Raw genomic sequence first — 16,806 nt, 5'->3', positions numbered from 1 at the left:
TTTTATCTGGTGTCCCCAAGGGGATTCGAACCCCTGTACTCACCGTGAAAGGGTGATGTCCTAGGCCTCTAGACGATGGGGACGATGATCTGTCCGTGCTGCTAGTGGTATTGCTAAGTGCTCTACTGTACTACATTTGTTACTTTACTCCACCCGCTTACGCTGGTGGAGGTAAGCGGGATCGAACCGCTGACCTCTTGCATGCCATGCAAGCGCTCTCCCAGCTGAGCTATACCCCCTTGCGAAGAAGCGAAATTATAGCAAAGTAATCACCTCTGTGACAATCCCGTTTTGAAAATTTATTAAAGATATTTCTGTAAGCGGTTTAATACGACTTCGCGGCCGAATAATTCCAACACCATATCAATCGCTGGCGTCTGCAGCTGACCGGTCAGCATCAAGCGCAACGGCATGGCAATTTGTGGCATTTTTAACGAATGCGCCGTCAGAACCTCTTTAATCATTGGTGCCAATGCCGCTTTATTCCACTCCACCGTTTTACAGCGTTCCGCGAAATCGGCAAATGCGGGCTTAACGGTTGCCGCCACGGCTTCAGCATGGAAGTGTTGATCCAGCAAAGCGGCGTCCGGCGTCGGCAGACGATAAAACAGCATTGCGGCAGCGGCAATCTCATGTGTCGTATTGGCGCGCTCTTTCATCAGCCCGATGACTTTTGCCAAATCCGGCGCTTTGGTGACTCCTTCACCGTCGGTGAAATCGGCCCCTTCCTTTTCCATCAAAGGTTGAACCAATCCAGCCAGACGTTCGTTGTCGGCCAACTTAATGTAGTGATTATTCACCCAAGCCAGTTTTTCGGCATTGAACTGCGCTGGCGATTTTGACAAATGGTCCAGATCGAACCACGCACAAAACTGTTCAATCGAGAACACTTCTTCGTTACCGTGGCTCCAGCCAAGGCGCGCCAGATAGTTCAACATCGCTTCCGGCAAATACCCTTGTGCCGGGTAATCCATCACGCTCACCGCGCCATGGCGCTTGGACAGCTTCTCGCCATCCGCACCGAGGATCATCGGCACGTGACCATATAAGGGCAAAGTCGCACCAAGCGCCTTTAAAATATTAATTTGGCGCGGGGTGTTGTTAACATGATCGTCACCACGAATAACATGCGTGATCTTCATATCCCAGTCGTCCACCACTACGCAAAAATTGTAGGTCGGTGTGCCATCCGGGCGAGCAATGACCAGATCGTCCATTTCACGGTTAGCAATCGTAATGGTGCCTTTAACGACGTCGTCCCAACTTACTTCACCCTCCAACGGATTTTTGAAACGCACAACCGGTGTGCGATCGGACGGAATCGCGGGCAAAGTTTTGCCTGGCTCCGGACGCCAGGTTCCGTCATACCGTGGTTTTTCGCCCGCTGCACGCATTTTTTCACGCATGGCTTCCACTTCTTCCGGAGATGAGTAGCAATAGTAGACGCTACCGTCTATCAGCATTTGCGCAACCACTTCACGGTAGCGATCCATGCGTTGCATCTGAAAAAAGGGACCTTCGTCATGCGTCAGTCCGAGCCATTGCATACCTTCGATGATGGCTTCTACTGCTTCTGGGGTTGAGCGCTCCAGATCGGTATCTTCGACCCGCAATATAAAAGTGCCGCCAAAGTGACGGGCATAAGCCCAGGAGAACAATGCTGTGCGGGCACCACCTAAATGCAGGTAACCGGTTGGGCTAGGCGCAAAACGGGTACGGACAGGCTGAGAAGTCGATGTTGTTACGGAAGTAGATGCGGTCATGATAAATAAAAACGGCCCTGGATTGCCAAAGCCGCTATCAATGAAAACCACATTTTACCGCGTTGCTTCGGCAGAAGGAACAATGCAGATTGCCAGCACGCTCCGCTCCTGCGAATAATGGCGTGAAATTATTTGACCGTAACGTTAATTGTCTTACTTAACTCGGGACCATACGATTGATGCATGCCGTTACCAAACTGCATCGTCAAACTATATTTACCCGGCGGCAGCGTGACCATTGCCTCGGTCTGGCCTTTACCGAAATGCAAATGCTGCGCATCGGCCGGGATCGCTTCGCCAGCCTTGATCGGTGCCTGATTGATCAATAGATGGTGATGACCTGTATTGGGCGTCATGTCGCCGGCTGGTTTAATTTCCATTCCGCTCACGCCAAATTTGACTTCAAACGGACTGCTCACCACTGCGCCGTCGGCGGGAGACACAAAATTGACTGATGCAGCATGCGCCAATTGCGGTACAAAGCCAGCGGCAAGCATCGAAGCGCTAAAAAGTACGGCAAATAATCGTGATTTCATCGTGTGACCCTTTTTCAATGAGAAAGAATGCCATTAAGCAAGCCGTTGAATCATAGCATCTGAGCACCACGTCTGAGCGCGTCGATCAACCGGGTTGCTCCGGTTGATTCGACATACCCGTTCTAGCGGTACTGTGGTCAGTCGTTCTTAATGACGATAGTGGGGAACTTGCTCGACATATCTTTGGCCTTCTCCGCCACCTTGATCGCCACTTTACGCGCAATCTCTTTGTAGATATGCGCGATCGGTCCATCCGGTTCTGCAATCACGGTCGGCTTACCGGAGTCGGTCTGCTCCCGAATCGACATCGTCAGCGGCAGCGCTCCAAGAAAATCGACGCCATATTCACCACACATTTTTTCGCCGCCGCCGGAGCCAAAGATGGCTTCTGCATGACCGCAATTGGAACAGATATGCGTACTCATATTCTCGACAATACCGAGAATCGGAATACCGACTTTTTCGAACATTTTCAAGCCCTTGCGCGCATCCAGCAGTGCGATGTCTTGCGGCGTGGTGACGATGACTGCGCCGGTGACGGGCACTTTTTGCGACAGCGTCAATTGAATATCGCCGGTACCGGGCGGCATATCAACGATCAAATAATCGAGATCGCGCCAATTGGTTTGATCCAGTAACTGCTGCAACGCCTGCGTGACGATCGGACCGCGCCATACCATCGGCTCATCCTGATCCACCATAAAGCCGATACTGGAAACCTGAAGGCCGTGGTTCTCCAGCGGCTCCATGGTTTTGCCATCCTTGGTTTCAGGTCGGCCGCTGATTCCCATCATCATCGGCAACGACGGACCATAAATATCTGCATCCAGAATACCGACTTGCGCGCCTTCTGCCGCCAAAGCCAGCGCCAGATTGACGGCGGTCGTGGACTTGCCGACGCCGCCTTTACCGGAAGCTACGGCGATGATATTTTTCACGTTGGACATCAACTTGATGCCACGCTGCACGGAGTGCGTCTGAATTTTTGTGTAGACATTAGCGCTGACATTGCCGGCGATTCCCGCCAGCGCGGTAATGGCGGCATTCCGAATCAGGCTAAACTGACTTTTTGCCGGATAACCCAACTCCACGTCAAACGCGACATTGGCGCCGTCTAACTGAATATTTTTAATGCATTTGCTTGAAACCAGATCTTTTCCGGTATTCGGGTCGATGACCTTGGATAGTGCGGCCTTGACCGCTTCAATCGTGACGCTCATTACTTCTCCTCTATAGATTGCGCAAGTCTAAACTAAATCGCCGGAGCGGCGCAGACGAGGTGCCAAAATCGCGTCGCAAAATTAACTTGATTAAGGTTTATTTAAAAACAACAAAAAGAAAATCTGATCGATAACGATGACGGTCTTTGCACGAGATACGCGCTGTCACTGCTAAAATCACTCTTTTACTTTAATCTGCACCGCTAAATGAGCATCAATTTGAGCACTTCACCTCAGCCTACCCAGCGCAACCTATTCGTTACGACCGCGTTGCCCTATGCCAACGGCGCATTCCACATCGGCCACATAATGGAATACATCCAGGCCGATATCTGGGTACGGTTTCAACGAATGCTGGGCAATGAGGTCCATTTTGTCGGTGCTGACGATGCGCATGGCGCACCAATCATGATCGCCGCCGAAAAGGCAGGGATCACGCCGCAACAGTTTGTTGCCAATATCGCGGCCGGACGTAAAGAATATCTGGATGGCTTCCATATCGCGTTTGACAATTGGCATTCAACCGATGGCCCGGAAAATCATGCGCTGTCCCAGGAAATCTATCGTAGCCTGCGGGATGACGCGGAGCTCATCACGACCAAAACCATCGAGCAATTTTTTGATCCGGTCAAAAACATGTTCTTGCCGGACCGCTATATTAAGGGTGAGTGTCCAAAATGCGGCACAAAAGACCAATATGGCGACTCCTGCGAACATTGCAGTGCCGTTTATGCGCCCACCGATCTCAAGAATCCATACTCCACCTTGTCGGGCGCGACCCCTATCATGAAGTCGTCAGAACATTTCTTCTTCAAACTTTCCGATCCACGTTGCGTTGATTTTCTGCGTCAATGGGCGCTTGAAGATAATCGCTTACAGCCGGAAGTTGCCAATAAAGCCAAAGAATGGCTCGAAGGCGACGGCGGCCTTGGCGATTGGGACATCAGCCGCGACGCACCCTATTTCGGGATAGAAATTCCTGACGCACCTGGCAAATATTTTTATGTCTGGCTGGACGCGCCGATCGGTTACCTGGCATCGCTGAAGAATTACTTCGATAAAACCGGCCGCGACTTCGACGCTTTTATGGCTGACCCGAGCACCGAGCAATATCATTTTATTGGCAAAGACATCACGTATTTCCATACATTGTTCTGGCCGGCAATGTTGAAGTTTGCCGGGCGAAAAGTACCGAATAACGTCTTCGTGCATGGTTTTATCACCGTCAGCGGCGAAAAAATGTCTAAATCGCGCGGCACCGGTATTTCGCCATTGCGTTACCTCGACATCGGCATGAACCCTGAATGGCTGCGCTATTACATTGCTGCCAAGCTGAGCGCCAAGGTTGAAGATGTCGATTTCAATCCGGATGATTTTGTCGCACGGGTGAACTCAGATTTGATCGGTAAATACATCAACATTGCCAGCCGTGCGGCGGGTTTCATCGCCAAGAAATTTGAAGGCAAGGTCAGCACGCTTTGGGCCACCGATAATGATCCGTTTCTGGCAAATCTACGAGCAGTGTCCGGTGATATCAAAAACCTGTACGAAGGTCGGGAATATGGCAAAGCGCTGCGCGCCATCATGGACCAGGCCGATATTATTAACGCCTACGTTGACGCCAACAAACCATGGGAGTTAGCCAAAGACCCGAGCAAAGCGGCCGCCTTGCATGAAGTTTGCAGTCGCCTGCTGGAAGCGTTCCGTATTTTGACGATCTATTTGAAACCGGTCTTGCCTATACTCGCGCAGCAAGTAGAAACCTTCTTACAGATCGCGCCACTCCAATGGGATGACATCAATTTGCCAATTGGCGATGGTCACCAAATCAATGCCTACACGCATCTGATGACACGGGTTGAGCCTAAAATGTTGGAAGCCTTGTTTGACGCGCCAGAAGGCAAAACCGATGCGACCAACGCCGCCGCTGCAGATGCTGTTATTGCTGATGACTCCAGCGCCATCGAAGAACTGGCACCCGAAATCAAGATTGACGACTTTACCAAAATCGATCTGCGGATTGCCACGATCGTTAATTGTGAGCACGTTGACGGTTCCGACAAGCTGCTGCGGCTGACGCTTGACGTTGGTGAGGGACGCCTGCGAAATGTATTCTCCGGCATCAAGTCAGTCTATCAACCTGAGGAATTGGTTGGAAAAATGACTGTGATGGTCGCCAATCTGGCCCCGCGTAAAATGAAGTTTGGCATTTCCGAAGGCATGGTCCTGGCCGCTTCAGCCGCGGATGAAAAAGCGAACCCGGGCATTTATATCCTGCATCCATGGCCGGGCGCTAAGCCGGGTATGCGGATTCGTTAACAACCTGTGCTGCCATCATCAAGGCAGCCAGGTAACAAGCTTAGTACGAAGCCAACTAACAATAACGGCGAGGATTCATACCGAATGCACGTGCTGACCCGCGAGGCCAACTTTAGCGATGCGTTATTGATCGCGGAACTAACCCGTGCCTGCTGGGCTGATCGGGTGGCGGCAAGCTCAAGTGGACATCGCGAAAGCGTAGAACGGGTTCAGCAACAGCTGAAACGCGATGGCGCTTATTTGCTACTCGTCGAGAACGAAATCGTCGGCTCTGTTCGTTGGCTCCCTTCAGAGAATGATCGCCACACCTGGGAGGTTATGCGCATGGGCGTCCTTCCAAAGTATCGCGGTGACTCTCTCGCAGAGCACTTGCTCGAAGCGGTGATTAAACGTGCGCAATCGGTGAGCGTTCGTGAAATCCAACTCGCGGTGCGTGCAGATCAAGCGCGTTTACTTGCGCTTTACGCAACCTACGGATTTGTATTGGCACCCGAACTTACCTATGCCCACGCCAATCCCGCAGAACCAGCCCCGACGGTAATGCGGCGACTGTTAAGTTGAAGACTGCCCCAAACTCTAGGTTCAACGCGGTCTTTTTCTGTGTCGCGAATAGAGAAGTTATCGATTAAGCAACTACTCACCAACAATCGATTCGTCAGAGTAAGAAATGACATAAAATAGCGCATAACTTTCAGCGCTATTAAACAGGTAAAACAGGTAAATATAATGAAATTTTCCAAGCAATTTGCCGGATACCAGTCCGAAATAACCCAGTTCATCAACGAACTGAAGGTAAAAAATCCTGCGTTGGAACAAGAACAACTGGCCGGTCGCGCGTTGTTATGGGACAAAACACCTATCGATCTTGATAGCCAACTCCGCACCCAAAACTCCCGCGTTCCACAACAGCCCTACGTTTATCAAAACGAACACTAATATTGCGACGGCTTTCTCCCGCAATTTCAACACGATTAACATCGGTGTCAGCGGATCACTATGACGCAGAATATGTCAGACGCCGCCGAAATCACCGTTGAGGGGCAGCCAGACTCCACACCGAACGTCATCGACGGTGTGGCGTTTGCACGCCTGTACGGCGAACCGCTGTTTCGAATGCCGAGCGATTTATATATTCCGCCGGATGCGCTGGAAGTATTTCTCGAAGCGTTCGAAGGACCGCTCGATCTGTTGCTGTATCTAATCCGTAAGCAAAACTTCAACATCCTGGATATTCCAATGGCGCAGGTAACACTGCAATATCTGGAATACGTCGATCAGATCCGCATCACCAATCTGGAACTTGCCGCCGAATATTTGCTGATGGCGGCGATGCTAATCGAAATTAAATCGCGGATGTTGTTGCCGTCCAGAAAAACCGATAGTGAAGAGGCAGAAGATCCACGGGCAGAATTGGTGCGCCGTTTGCTGGAATATGAGCAAATGAAGCTGGCTGCGCGCGAAATCAACGAATTGCCACAATTGGGACGCGACTTTGTGCGCACCCAGATTTACATCGAACAAAGCATCGTCACACGCTGGCCCGAAGTCGCTGTTATTGATCTTCAATCCGCGTGGGCCGATGTAATTAAACGCGCCAAACTCACGCAGCACCACATCATTAGCCGCGAAGAACTCTCAGTGCGCGAGCACATGACTGGTATTTTGCGGCGTCTGCAGTCCGCCCGATTTGTCGAATTTGCCGAATTATTCGACCCTGCCCGCGGAGTGCCGGTACTCGTGGTCAATTTTATCGCGCTGCTTGAACTTGCCAAGGAAACATTGATCGAAATCACGCAGGCCGAACCTTTTGCACCGATCTATGTGCGTTTGGCCTATTCCCCCGCGTGATGACTAATTTCCGGATTCCTGACATGCGTGATGCGTGACGCGTGACTATGCGGAGCGGAGCCGCGCCGCACGCCCGCCGCCGCCCTCCAACTGGCGCTCATTTTTGCAATCGACTATTACCATCTGACATCTCCATGAAAATTATTTCCTCCATTGAAGAATTACGTGACCACATGCGCGGCCAGCTGCGCACCGCATTCGTGCCGACGATGGGCAACCTGCATGACGGTCATTTGTCATTGATGCGCTTGGCAAAGCGTCACGGTGATCCAATAGTGGCGTCCATTTTTGTCAACCGTCTGCAGTTCGGCCCGAATGATGATTTCGATAAATATCCGCGCACGTTCGCTGCAGATGTGGCGAAGTTGGAAAAAGAAGGCGTGTATGTCCTGTTCGCACCAACCGAAAAAGATCTATACCCTGAGCCGCAGGAATTTCGCATTAGCCCACCGGACGATCTTGGCAACACACTCGAAGGCGAATTCCGCCCCGGTTTTTTTGCTGGCGTCACCACCGTAGTAATGAAGTTATTTTCATGCGTACAACCACGCGTGGCAGTGTTCGGCAAGAAGGATTATCAACAATTGATGATCATTCGGAACATGGCAAAACAGTTCGCGCTTCCTACCGATATCATCGCTGCGGAAACCTTTCGCGCAGAGGATGGCTTGGCACTATCTTCGCGGAACATGTATTTATCAGCGGAAGAACGCGCTGAAGCACCCACTTTGTTCAAGCTATTAACGCAGGTAGCAGAAGGTGTTCGAGGCGGGCAAAAAACGATCGATATGCTAGAGCAGGACGCGATGGCGCAATTACGCGAAGGAGGCTGGCAACCGGACTATATTTCGGTCCGCAAGCGCAGCAACCTGCAACCGGCCTCGGCGCACGAGCTTGCTCAGGGTGAACAACTGGTCGTATTGGCTGCCGCCCGACTGGGGATCACCCGCTTGATCGATAACCTCGAAATTTAATTTTCGTTCGTGTTAATCGAATCCGGTGCAACAACATTGCACCGGATTCGCAAAGAAATTTAAATTCCTGACTTTCACAGCACCGGCGCCGCCTCAACTCGCGGCAACCACCATCAATCAGTATCAATCAGTATCAACCCACATCAACCCGCGTCAGCCACCGTACGCGTAGGTGAATTTATTCCCGACTATCCGCCCCATTACCCGAGAGCGCTGATCCAGGCCAACGTGATCTATCGGGCTCATATTGATCACACCCTGAGGAACGGTCAGATTATGCGTTTGTTCCAACGCATCGCGTAGCGCAGCACGGAACTCCCGCGTGCCTGGTTTAGCTTTGCTTAATGCTTGCGGTATTGCGTTAGCAATCAACATATAGGCACCCCAGGCATCCGCCGCAAATTGCGTCATGGTATCCGTGCCATACGCCGCTTCGTAACGGCGCGTGAAGTCTAGCGCCGTCTTTTTGACCGGATTCCCATCTGGCAACTGTTTAGCGACCACGGCAGGTCCGGTGGGGAAAAAAGTCCCTTCCACCTCTTTGCCCCCAACCTTTAGAAAATCCAGCGTGCCGATGCCATGGGTCTGATAGATGCGCCCCTTATAACCGCGCTCAACCAACGTTCTTTGTGGCAACACCGCTGGCGTAGCCGCCGCCGCAATCAAGACCGCGTCAGGCTGTGCTGCCATGATTTTGAGCGTCTGGCCGATGACACTGGTGTCAGTCCGGTTGTAGCGCTCCGTGGCAACAATCTTTATCTTGCGTAATTCTGCCAGCCGTGAAAATTCGCGCCACCAGCTATCACCATAAGCATCCGCGAATCCGATAAACGCCACCGTCCTGATGTGGTTGTCGGCCATGTGTTGGGTGAGTATCGTCGCCATGTGCGAATCGTTTTGCGGCATTTTGAAGGCCCACGCGCGCTTCCCGTCCGGTGGTGAGACGATCGCCGCAGACGCCGCCAATGCGACCATCGGCGTCTCGCCCTCCGCGATCACGTCCAGCATCGCTAACGCATTTGGCGTTGTGTTTGGTCCAACGATCAAATCCACTTTGTCTTCGCTGATCAGCTTGTGCGCGTTGCGTACCGCGTTGCTCGGGTCTGAAGCATCGTCCAGAATAATATAGTCGACACGTTGCCCCGCGATCTGTTTTGGCCACAACAGAACCGCATTCTTGCTGGGCGCTCCAATCGCTGCAGCAGGGCCTGTCACAGCAAGTTCCACACCGATTTTTATCTGTGCGTTGGCTATTGTGCTGAGAACGGATAAGCCAAAAAACATGATCCCGGCGTAAGAGTACCGCGCCTTACATTTGTAATTTTTTTTCATATATTCCGGTAAGAACGGTCAAATCCGTTTAAGTAGGCACAGTTTGCCTGAAGTTTCCTTATTGATCAGTTTATTGTGTGGATTACTAAATGGATAAATAACGCTGAATCTTCGCTCCTGGCGCGTGAAACACCAAGACAGTGATAAAAAGTCACCACAAACGACGCGATCGGCGTACTGCACGCGTTACCTGGCTTCGGCTGCGGTAAGATCACTCTTTTAAGACTTTTCCGATGTCACTATGAGCCCTACTCGACCTGGTGCCCTTGCGCGATCTTTTACGCAATCTCTGCTCATCATCTGCTTGATATGTCATATGTTGCCTGCGTGGTCGGCATCCAGCACGACGGCAACGGGCAACACGGCCGCCGCACCCACGGCACCGGCCGCGCCACCCTCCTCAGCGCTAAATGCACTGGCGAAAACATTACAGGCCAATCCTGCTGCAACCGCACTGGTCGCCGCGCTGCAACAGGCCGAGCAGCAAAACAAAGCACCGGTCCCGGTTCAAAAGGGATTAATCGGATTAATTTCCGATAGTCTTGAAGCCGTCCAGGCCAATTACGGTCAGGTCGCCGCGCCGCAAAAATATTGGCAACAGCAATTTGCGCGCGCTGGCAACGAACTCTCGACGCTATTTTCCCGGCAGAACGGCGAAACGCCATTTTTAGTGTTGGCACATTTCGTGGAAATGCTGGCCTTATTCGGTTTCGTGGCTTTTGTATTGCAATACGTCGGCAAGCGCGTACGTCAACATTTCGGCATGCAGGAAACGCTCTCCACTGACCCCAGCATTAAAGAATTATCGATCTACATCCTGCGCCATATTGTGCCGCTGGTGCTGGCGCTGCTGGTAGAAATCGCCGTGGTATTAAGCCTGCCTGCGGCACTCGGTCGTGCACTCGCCACGCTGCTGCTTTACACCATGATTGGTGCAAGCGTATTCAGGGCCGTCTGCGCCATCATTTTTTCGCTCTCGTATAGCGGGCATCGGAATGTGGCAATCCACATTCTGTATCGGCGCGCCTGGAAATTATTGTATTTCATCGGCTTCGCTGGATGGTTCGGCGATGCGATTAACAATCCCAAGTTATATACCATCATCGGCGGCGCACTATCGAGCCTGGTCGCCACGGTCGCGAATCTGGTTGCCGCTATTTTATGTGTGGTCTTTGCTCTGCGGTTTCGCCGACCGATCGCGCATATCATCCGTAACCGCTCTCTGGAAGTGCGTAGCACACATCGGGCGCGCATGGAGACGCTGGAAATTGTGGCCTCTTTGTGGCATTACCCAATACTATTATTAGCAGGCGGCGTCAGTCTCGCGACGGTATTCGGCCCTGCCAGCAGCGGCGCAGCGCTTGACCATGCGCTCAGTAGCGCCGCGTTACTTGTGGGGATGTTTTTTATCGGAACCCTACTGCAACGTATTGGACACGGAAAAAAACCCGCATCACCGCGTCGACAATCACCTTATATGTTACGCCTGAAAGCCGCCATTTTCAGTCTGCTGCAAATTGTCATGTGGATCGGATTTTGCGAATTACTGACACGGATTTGGGATCATTCATTACTAGACTACGCCAACACGACCCAAATCGGCCATTTGATTCTGGCCGCCATGGGCAAGATTGGGCTAACCCTGGCGCTGGCCTGGCTTGCATGGATATTATTGGACACCGCAATCCAGGAGGCAATTACGCCAAGCCGCAGCGGGCGCTACGGTCGCAATCCAAGTACGCGGATGCGTACGATTCTTCCGCTGCTGCGCAATGCATCGCTCATCATCATTTTGACAGCGACCGTTATTACCACTCTGGCGAACCTTGGCCTCAACGTCACACCGCTTTTGGCGTCTGCAGGCGTGGTCGGCCTGGCCATTGGGTTCGGCTCACAGTCGTTAGTGAAAGACGTGATTACAGGAATTTTTATTCTGATCGAAGATTCGATGTCTGTCGGTGACTGGGTGGACGTAGGGAATGGTCATATCGGTACGGTCGAGCATCTATCGATTCGCACCGTACGATTGCGCGACGGCAATGGATCGGTGCACAGCGTCCCATTTTCACAGATTCTTGCAGTGAAAAATGACTCGCGAGAATATGCTTACGCATCACTCAAATTACACGTAACGCTGGAATCAAGCATCGAGGACGCACTCAACCTGATACAGGAAACCGGCACCGAAATGATGAACGACCTGCATCTGCGTCGTTTGCTGCTGGCACCGATCGAGATCTACGGCCTGAACGGCTTTGACCTGCACGGTGCCATCCTGACCGGCGCCTTCCGCACCAGACCGCAGGCCCAATGGGAAGTGGGTCGCGCCTTCAACTTGCGCATCAAAGCAAAAATTGATGCGACCACTACGGTCACATTCGCCAACGAATGGTCAAGCTTTCCTGCAGCGCCTGCTGCGTTACCGGAAAGCCAGGAGGCGGTGATTCAGCCGGTTGCCTGATGCCGACTAAAAAAGTTGAAGCGGAAGCCGGTTAACGAAAAAATACAACATCAATGCAACAACGCTGGCTGTAACTTACTTCAACCGGCAATTCAACAACCAGTAATGCTCCATCCGCAAAATACGTAAATCACGCGTATCCGACGCCAAGCGCTTGCGCAAATTGCTATCGCTCGGAAAATTCTTCAAAATCTCATACCGGTCGCCATGCGGTGCGCCCGGCAAACGACGATGCTGAAAGGTATTTCCCAACAAGTCGGTGCGGGCAATCGTGGTGCTGCTGCCTTCCACGTAACTGTTATCCAGCATCACCATCAATGCATTCGATCCCACCTTTTCACGCAGGTGCAACAAAAACTTGTTTTGATCTTCACGCGCGATGTGCGACCACAGAAATCCGAAAAATACCGCAGTATAAGGCCGATCCAACTGCAAATTGAACGCATCTGCCACGGCAAATTGCACCTTGTCAGCCGGAAAACCCTTGGCCTGCGCCAACTTCATCACTTCCGGATTAATATCGGTAGCGGTAACCGACTTTGCCGAGGCGGCGAGCTCCTTGGTCCAGAAGCCGGTTCCGCAGCCTAATTCCAATACGTCATGGCCTTCCAGCAACTCTTGCACGCGCACCTGAAGCGTTACTAATTCGTCTTCGCGTTCGGGACGCGTGTAGATCTCTTCGTAGGTTTCGGCGCGTTTGGCGTAATACTCCACCATATCTTTTTTAAGCATTTTCTGACTTTCTTAAATCCGGTGAAACAATCTGCGACGCACATGACAGACGATAGCGCTCTGACAGTGCATCATAAAGCGGTGGTGCAAAAAATCGTGATATCCGGCTGGCAATCAAGGCCGTTGCCATCAATGAAATCACCAGCGCATGGCCGTTAATCATTTCCATCACAATCACAAAAGCGGTAATCGGTGACTGCGTAACAGCCGCGAGATAGCCAACCATCGCCAGCGCAATCAACATCTGCAACGACGTGTTATCAAACAGCAAATGCAATAAATTACCAAATCCGGCCCCAATCGACAACGACGGTGCAAAAATACCGCCCGGGATACCCGGCAGATAGGAGCCAACCATTGAAGCCATCTTCAAAAAAGGATACAAGACCGGCAAATGCCCGCCCGCCAGCAAGCTTTGCGCTTCGACATAGCCGCTTCCAAAGGTCGCGCCAGCGGCAACAATACCGACCAGCGCCACGATCAATCCGCATAATGCGCCAAACGCAACCGGGCGCTCACGCCGCAGAACCTGTACTTTGACCGGAATCCAGCGCTGAGTATTGAGTAGCAACCAACAAAAAATACCGCCAGCGATACCCGTCACGATCCCCGTAACTACGACCGCCACAGCAAGCATGTTAGTGAGGCCGCCAGCAATCTGGATGGTCCCAAAATAAGTGTAGTTACCGTTCAAACCGAGCGCAACGACACCGGCAAAAATAATCACGGTGATCACCACCCCACTGGCGCGATGTTCAAAACTACGCGTCAACTCTTCAATCGCGAACACAATCCCTGCCAACGGTGTATTAAATGCAGCCGACAGACCCGCGGCTGCGCCCGCAAGTATCAGACGCCGTTCAAGCGCTGCGCTGGCACGCGGATAAAGCCGTCGCAGGTTAAACATCAATGCGGCCCCAACCTGGACTGTCGGTCCTTCGCGACCAATGGTAAAACCGCCCAGAATCGCCAGAAATGACACGCCGATCTTGCCAAACAGCAATTTAATCGACAATAACGATAGTCCGCGCTGAGTGGTGTCTTCTTCCAGCGTCGCAATCACTTGGGGAATTCCACTTCCCTCAGCCCCCGGAAAAAATCGCCGGGTCAGCCACACACAGAGTCCGCCAGCGACTGGCGTAATGATGATCGGCAGCCAAAAGTGCGCTTGCTGAATTGAGCGAAAAATACCGAATCCAGCATCTATCAAACGCGCGTACAGCACAGCGATCAGCCCGACCAACACCGCACCCAACCATAAAATGCCGTATTTACGCCAAACCCGGCGCAAATGGCGTTGCGTCTGCCCAGATATATTCGATGGAATCAGGTTCATTTTAATTGGGGGCAAAGGCGGCATTATAAATTAATGTGGTCGGCGTATCGTCATGTGGATGCTATTCCGTGAACATTGATCGATTAATAGCCGATTTTTTGGTATTTAAGCATTGAAAGTGCAAATTCGACGGTTTTCAGCGGAATATAAAGAACCGGCGTATCATGATGAATATACAAATAAATTCCGCTGTTGCCTCTAGATAACTTATTTTGCGCGAATTTCGGCAAGTTTTACCCACCCGTTTTTGCAATAAAACTTATTTAGGGCCTCATCAAACCAAACCTCAATGGCCCTCCATTCCGCCGCCGCTCACTCAAGCGACCAAATACTTCCTTTTCGTGAATCACTGTTGGCTATGCTGGGTATTGCATTTGTCATCATGCTGGTAGGCTTAGACTCCACCATCGTTGGCACCGCATTACCAACCATTGTCGCCGAACTCAAAGGCTTTGATTTATATGCCTGGGTAGCAACTTCCTATTTACTCACCTCCGTCATTACGGTCCCCATTTTCGGTCGCCTCGGGGACTATTATGGACGCAAGCCGTTTGTGATTGTTTCGATTATCTTATTCACTGTTGCCTCGATTTTATGTGGCATGTCCAATAGCATGCTTTGGCTGGTGATCGGGCGCGGGGTGCAAGGGATCGGCGGCGGTATGCTGGTCGGTACCGCATTCGCCTGTATTCCCGATTTATTTCCCGGTGCTCACACCCGTCTGCGCTGGCAAGTCATGATGAGTACCGCGTTCGGCATTGCAACGGCAGTCGGACCTTCGCTAGGTGGCTTTCTGACCCAATACTGGGGCTGGCGCTGGGTCTTCTTTGTCAATCTGCCGGTAGGATTGCTGTCCCTGTTTTTTGTCTGGAAATACCTGCCGCATTTGCGTCATACCGATCCTGACGCCAAGATCAGACTCGATTGGCCGGGTGCATTGCTTCTAACGGCTTCGCTCGGTTGCCTGCAACTTTTCGTAGAAATGTTGCCGAAACATGGCCTTTCGTTAGGGATGCTGGTCCTGCTCGCAGCCAGCGTTGCCTCTTTTTATGCGCTATGGAAATGGGAGCATCACGCGCTCCAGCCCATATTGCCATTCGATCTATTATTTCACCCTAAGCTAGCGACACTATTTTTGCTCTCTTTATTGAGCGGATTTTCGATGTTCTCATTAATGTTTTTTGCGCCCCTGCTGTATCAGGGAGGTTTTGGCTTGTCGCCGCAAGAGGCAGGTGTCCTGATTACGCCGTTGGTGGCTTTCATTATGGTGGGTAGCATTACCAATAGCAGGATCATTACGCGGATAAAAAATCCGATCATCATGTTGTACATCGGCTTCATCATGCTAGCGCTGTCCTGTCTGGGCGTGGTGATATCCAATCGCTGGACTTCCCATAGCATGATCGCCAGTTTTATGCTGATAGGCGGCCTTGGCCTCGGCTTTATCTTACCAAATCTGACTGTCTTCATTCAGCAAGAGGCGGGACGGGAACATCTCGGCATCGCTACCGCATTGATGCAGTCCTTGCGCATGATCGGTAGCATGGTGGGAACCGCGATCATCGGGACATTAATTAATCACATGTACGCCGGCAGTGTGCGGCAAGCACTAGAGAGCGATAACGCCGGAAAATGGCTATCAAGCTTTTCCGACCCGCAGATTCTGATCAGCCATGAAACTCAGGCTCTCGTACTAAAACAATTAGCGGATGCCGGTCATAACGGGCAACTTCTATTAGAAGCCGCACGGGACGGACTAATTGGCTCGATACACATGGGCGTCGGACTAGCTGTGATCGTGACGGTGATCGGCGTTGGTCTCGTCCGTCGCGTGCCCAAGGTATCGTTACGCTTACAACCGGAAGCGGTTTCCGTGGGTGAATAACACGTTGCAAATACAACATTAACCCTGCCCTTGTTTTCAATGAGGCGACGACCTTCGTCGCCTCCCTTCGCTGTCACGCTTTCAATCCCTGGCTAGCCCAATTTTCCGTAAGAACCTCCTTCTGTCCAACTACGAGCGCGCCTAACATGCGCTTACAAGTCACACAACTTGGTTGCACCTCCGCGGCTGAGCCAGTGGCATCCTGATTATCTGGAAATTTAATTAGGAAGGATGCAAAATGAAAAAGCTCATACAACTGGTGGTTTTAGCCACTATTCTCAGTTCAGCATTATCTGGCTGCATTATCGTTCCGGCGCATCGCGGCTATTACGACCGCCCTTACGCTTACCGTTATTAATTCCCCTTATTCTCTGCAGCGCATCCGCGCGATGCGCCGCTT

Annotated in this window: 13 protein-coding genes and 2 tRNA genes; 7 read left to right on the top strand and 8 right to left on the bottom strand. The window is 51.7% G+C overall.

All coding sequences use genetic code 11. The features are described 5' to 3' along the window. Positions 1 to 7 precede the first annotated feature (7 nt). The 5 genes from JQN73_RS14030 to apbC form a co-directional block, all read right to left on the bottom strand. Positions 8 to 83, bottom strand: a tRNA-Glu gene (locus tag JQN73_RS14030). An 80-nt stretch (positions 84 to 163) separates the two neighbouring features. Then, positions 164 to 239: transfer RNA gene (locus JQN73_RS14025), tRNA-Ala, on the bottom strand. Positions 240 to 302: 63 nt separating this feature from the next. Further along, complete coding sequence (gene gltX, locus JQN73_RS14020) at positions 303 to 1,763, bottom strand: glutamate--tRNA ligase (RefSeq protein ID WP_205319495.1); 1,461 nt, start codon at positions 1,761 to 1,763, stop codon at positions 303 to 305. A gap of 128 nt (positions 1,764 to 1,891) precedes the next feature. Continuing rightward, positions 1,892 to 2,260, bottom strand: coding sequence for a DUF4399 domain-containing protein (locus JQN73_RS14015; RefSeq protein WP_240162572.1), 369 nt, complete (start codon positions 2,258 to 2,260; stop codon positions 1,892 to 1,894). Positions 2,261 to 2,436: 176 nt separating this feature from the next. Then, positions 2,437 to 3,519 carry an iron-sulfur cluster carrier protein ApbC gene (gene apbC, locus JQN73_RS14010; RefSeq protein ID WP_205319493.1) on the bottom strand — a complete coding sequence of 361 codons (1,083 nt, stop codon included), beginning with the start codon at positions 3,517 to 3,519 and terminating at the stop codon, positions 2,437 to 2,439. Between the two features lie 207 nt (positions 3,520 to 3,726). Here apbC and metG point away from each other — a divergent pair, with 207 nt between their 5' ends. The 5 genes from metG (at position 3,727) to panC (ending at position 8,660) form a co-directional block, all read left to right on the top strand. Continuing rightward, the gene (gene metG / locus JQN73_RS14005; protein ID WP_205319492.1) at positions 3,727 to 5,838 is read left to right on the top strand and encodes a methionine--tRNA ligase; all 2,112 of its coding nucleotides are present in this window, start codon (positions 3,727 to 3,729) and stop codon (positions 5,836 to 5,838) included. Between the two features lie 84 nt (positions 5,839 to 5,922). Next, complete coding sequence (locus JQN73_RS14000; protein WP_205319491.1) at positions 5,923 to 6,399, top strand: GNAT family N-acetyltransferase; 477 nt, start codon at positions 5,923 to 5,925, stop codon at positions 6,397 to 6,399. Positions 6,400 to 6,564: 165 nt separating this feature from the next. After that, a complete protein-coding gene (locus tag JQN73_RS13995) occupies positions 6,565 to 6,774 on the top strand; it encodes a DUF3460 family protein (protein ID WP_205319490.1) in 210 nt (69 codons plus the stop codon). A 60-nt stretch (positions 6,775 to 6,834) separates the two neighbouring features. Continuing rightward, entirely contained in the window at positions 6,835 to 7,686 is an 852-nt protein-coding gene (locus JQN73_RS13990; protein WP_205319489.1) for a ScpA family protein, read from the top strand. 134 nt (positions 7,687 to 7,820) lie between these two features. Then, a complete protein-coding gene (gene panC, locus JQN73_RS13985; protein ID WP_205319488.1) occupies positions 7,821 to 8,660 on the top strand; it encodes a pantoate--beta-alanine ligase in 840 nt (279 codons plus the stop codon). Positions 8,661 to 8,813: 153 nt separating this feature from the next. Here the strand turns inward: panC and JQN73_RS13980 are convergent, their stop codons facing one another. Next, positions 8,814 to 9,944, bottom strand: a complete 1,131-nt coding sequence (locus JQN73_RS13980; RefSeq protein WP_205323372.1) for an ABC transporter substrate-binding protein — start codon at positions 9,942 to 9,944, stop codon at positions 8,814 to 8,816. 364 nt (positions 9,945 to 10,308) lie between these two features. On the opposite strand from JQN73_RS13980, the gene JQN73_RS13975 reads away from it, so the two are divergent. After that, positions 10,309 to 12,453: a mechanosensitive ion channel family protein gene (locus tag JQN73_RS13975; protein WP_205319487.1), complete on the top strand. Its 2,145-nt coding sequence runs from the start codon at positions 10,309 to 10,311 to the stop codon at positions 12,451 to 12,453. Positions 12,454 to 12,528: 75 nt separating this feature from the next. Here the strand turns inward: JQN73_RS13975 and JQN73_RS13970 are convergent, their stop codons facing one another. Both JQN73_RS13970 and JQN73_RS13965 read right to left on the bottom strand, forming a co-directional pair. Then, positions 12,529 to 13,185: a class I SAM-dependent methyltransferase gene (locus JQN73_RS13970; RefSeq protein ID WP_205319486.1), complete on the bottom strand. Its 657-nt coding sequence runs from the start codon at positions 13,183 to 13,185 to the stop codon at positions 12,529 to 12,531. Continuing rightward, positions 13,178 to 14,521, bottom strand: a complete 1,344-nt coding sequence (locus tag JQN73_RS13965) for a chloride channel protein (RefSeq protein WP_205319485.1) — start codon at positions 14,519 to 14,521, stop codon at positions 13,178 to 13,180. Before JQN73_RS13965 ends, JQN73_RS13970 begins: the two co-directional genes overlap by 8 nt. Positions 14,522 to 14,810: 289 nt before the next feature. Between JQN73_RS13965 and JQN73_RS13960 the strand changes: the two genes are divergently transcribed. Next, positions 14,811 to 16,406, top strand: a complete 1,596-nt coding sequence (locus tag JQN73_RS13960; RefSeq protein ID WP_205319484.1) for an MFS transporter — start codon at positions 14,811 to 14,813, stop codon at positions 16,404 to 16,406. Positions 16,407 to 16,806: the final 400 nt, after the last annotated feature.

This window comes from Glaciimonas sp. PAMC28666, from assembly GCF_016917355.1.
In the GTDB taxonomy this organism is placed as follows: Bacteria; Pseudomonadota; Gammaproteobacteria; order Burkholderiales; family Burkholderiaceae_D; genus Glaciimonas.
The sequence above is the reverse complement of the archived record's forward strand: the minus strand, read 5'-3'. Positions and strand labels throughout refer to the sequence as shown.

Coding starts and splice junctions, on each gene's coding strand:
- JQN73_RS13960 (WP_205319484.1), top strand. CDS start 14,811: ATGGCCCTCCATTCCGCCGCCGCTCACTCAAGCGACCAAATACTTCCT.
- apbC (WP_205319493.1), bottom strand. CDS start 3,519: ATGAGCGTCACGATTGAAGCGGTCAAGGCCGCACTATCCAAGGTCATC.
- JQN73_RS13980 (WP_205323372.1), bottom strand. CDS start 9,944: ATGTTTTTTGGCTTATCCGTTCTCAGCACAATAGCCAACGCACAGATA.
- JQN73_RS13995 (WP_205319490.1), top strand. CDS start 6,565: ATGAAATTTTCCAAGCAATTTGCCGGATACCAGTCCGAAATAACCCAG.
- JQN73_RS13965 (WP_205319485.1), bottom strand. CDS start 14,521: ATGAACCTGATTCCATCGAATATATCTGGGCAGACGCAACGCCATTTG.
- JQN73_RS13970 (WP_205319486.1), bottom strand. CDS start 13,185: ATGCTTAAAAAAGATATGGTGGAGTATTACGCCAAACGCGCCGAAACC.
- JQN73_RS13975 (WP_205319487.1), top strand. CDS start 10,309: ATGTTGCCTGCGTGGTCGGCATCCAGCACGACGGCAACGGGCAACACG.
- gltX (WP_205319495.1), bottom strand. CDS start 1,763: ATGACCGCATCTACTTCCGTAACAACATCGACTTCTCAGCCTGTCCGT.
- panC (WP_205319488.1), top strand. CDS start 7,821: ATGAAAATTATTTCCTCCATTGAAGAATTACGTGACCACATGCGCGGC.
- JQN73_RS13990 (WP_205319489.1), top strand. CDS start 6,835: ATGACGCAGAATATGTCAGACGCCGCCGAAATCACCGTTGAGGGGCAG.
- JQN73_RS14015 (WP_240162572.1), bottom strand. CDS start 2,260: ATGCTTGCCGCTGGCTTTGTACCGCAATTGGCGCATGCTGCATCAGTC.
- JQN73_RS14000 (WP_205319491.1), top strand. CDS start 5,923: ATGCACGTGCTGACCCGCGAGGCCAACTTTAGCGATGCGTTATTGATC.
- metG (WP_205319492.1), top strand. CDS start 3,727: ATGAGCATCAATTTGAGCACTTCACCTCAGCCTACCCAGCGCAACCTA.